This is a genomic window from Amycolatopsis rifamycinica (assembly GCF_000695625.1).
In the GTDB taxonomy this organism is placed as follows: domain Bacteria; phylum Actinomycetota; class Actinomycetes; order Mycobacteriales; family Pseudonocardiaceae; genus Amycolatopsis; species Amycolatopsis rifamycinica.
Genome location: NZ_JMQI01000048.1, coordinates 1 through 1,626 on the forward strand (window position 1 = coordinate 1; position 1,626 = coordinate 1,626).

The window sequence follows — 1,626 nt, forward strand, 5'->3', positions numbered from 1 at the left end:
GAGAACATGTGCTCCTGGGTGCCGTACCGATACGACGCCGACGCCGCAATCCCCTCATCGCCCATCCGGGCCGGCTGGCCGATGTCGTCGACGATGTTGCGGTAGCGCATCGGGGTGAACGTGCGGATGTAGGACTGCGTGGTCCACGCTCGCTCGACCGCGGGGTTGCCGAAGTCGAACTCCTCGCGGACGATCGGCTGCGTCTTGGCGGCGTCGTTCCAGGCGAGGAAGAGCGCGATGTGGCCGTTGCGCCACAGCGCGTCACCGGGCTGCAGGTCCGCCCAGCCGATGGCGTCCATCCGCGTCGGCAGGGTCGCGGTGGTCAGGCTCGTGCTGAGGTTCCAGGCCATCGAGACGAACCCGGAGCAGTCCTGGCGGTAGGTGCCGTACTGGTTGGTGTGGGACGCGGACTGGCTGTACATGACGTGCTCGTCGATCCACGACCTCGATCTGGTCAGCACCTCGGAGCGCGTGATCTGGCCGTTCTCGACCGAAGTCGTCGAAGTCATCGCCCGCACGCCGGTCTTCGGATGGCTCGGGACGCCGGCGGTGCCTTCGTGCGGTAGCGGGCCCGGCTTGGCGGGGTCGTAGTAGCCGTTCTGCGCGGCCGCGGCAGCCGGACCGAGCGGGTGGGCTTGGGCGGTCGCGGGAGCGGCGCCGACGATCGCGAGCGAGGTGAGCACGGCGGCCAGGACGGCGCCGGTGCGTTGGACGGTCATGGGTTTCCTCCCGGGTGGACGCTCCGCCGTTCTCGGTGCGGCGGACTCGCTGGGCAACCCTCCCGAGGCACGCTTCAAGTCCGCCCCAAAACCGCTTCAACAGCGATTGCAGACGGCTTGAAGTCGACTTGGAGACCTGGGTTCCAGGCTTTGCCCATCGCCAGGACCTGGAGGACACCATGACCCGCACCACCACCCGGATCACCGTCGGCGGGCTCGGCGCGCTGATCAGCACGCTGGCCCTCGTCGCACCCGCTTCGGCCGGTCAGCCGACGACCAGTGACCCCGGGACGAGCACCACGACCCAGGAACAGCAGCGGTCAGCGGCGATGAGAGCCGCGGCCGTCAAGGACGGCTCCCAGGACGATTACGTCGCCGCGGCCGGCCCCGCCGCCCAACGGGTCCGCGACGACTTCGACATACCGGCGTCGGTGACCGTCGCCCAGTCCATCCTCGAGTCGAACTGGGGCCGCAGTTCGCTCTCGGTCAACGACCGGAACTTCTTCGGCTTCAAGTGCACTTCGCCGACCAACCCCGGCCCGTTCGCCAAGGGCTGCGCCCCGTACCCGACCACCGAGTGCGTGCCGCCGCCGTGCCATACCGTCAACGCGTACTTCCGCTCCTACGACTCGATGGAGAACTCGTTCCGCGACTACGGTCGGCTCCTCACCACCAGCTCGACCTACCAGAGCGCGCTCCCGTACCGCCACGACCCGGACGCGTTCATCCGCGAGGTGGGCCGGCACTACGCCACCGACCCGGACTACGTGAACAAGGTCATCTCCCTGATGAACACGTACAACCTCTACCGCTTCGACTCCGGCACGGCACCCGGTGCGTCACTCGGCGATGAGGGGATTGCGGCGTCGGCGTCGTATCGGTACGGCACCCAGGAGCACATGTTCTC

The 1,626-nt window shown here is 68.3% G+C and carries 2 protein-coding genes; one reads left to right on the forward strand and one right to left on the reverse strand.

What is annotated here, in order from left to right; all coding sequences use genetic code 11:
* The coding region (locus tag DV20_RS43165; protein WP_407638347.1) for an NlpC/P60 family protein at positions 1–719 on the reverse strand (719 nt) is incomplete at its 3' end.
* A 179-nt stretch (positions 720–898) separates the two neighbouring features.
* Between DV20_RS43165 and DV20_RS23305 the strand changes: the two genes are divergently transcribed.
* The coding region (locus DV20_RS23305) for a glucosaminidase domain-containing protein (RefSeq protein WP_063607827.1) at positions 899–1,626 on the forward strand (728 nt) is incomplete at its 3' end.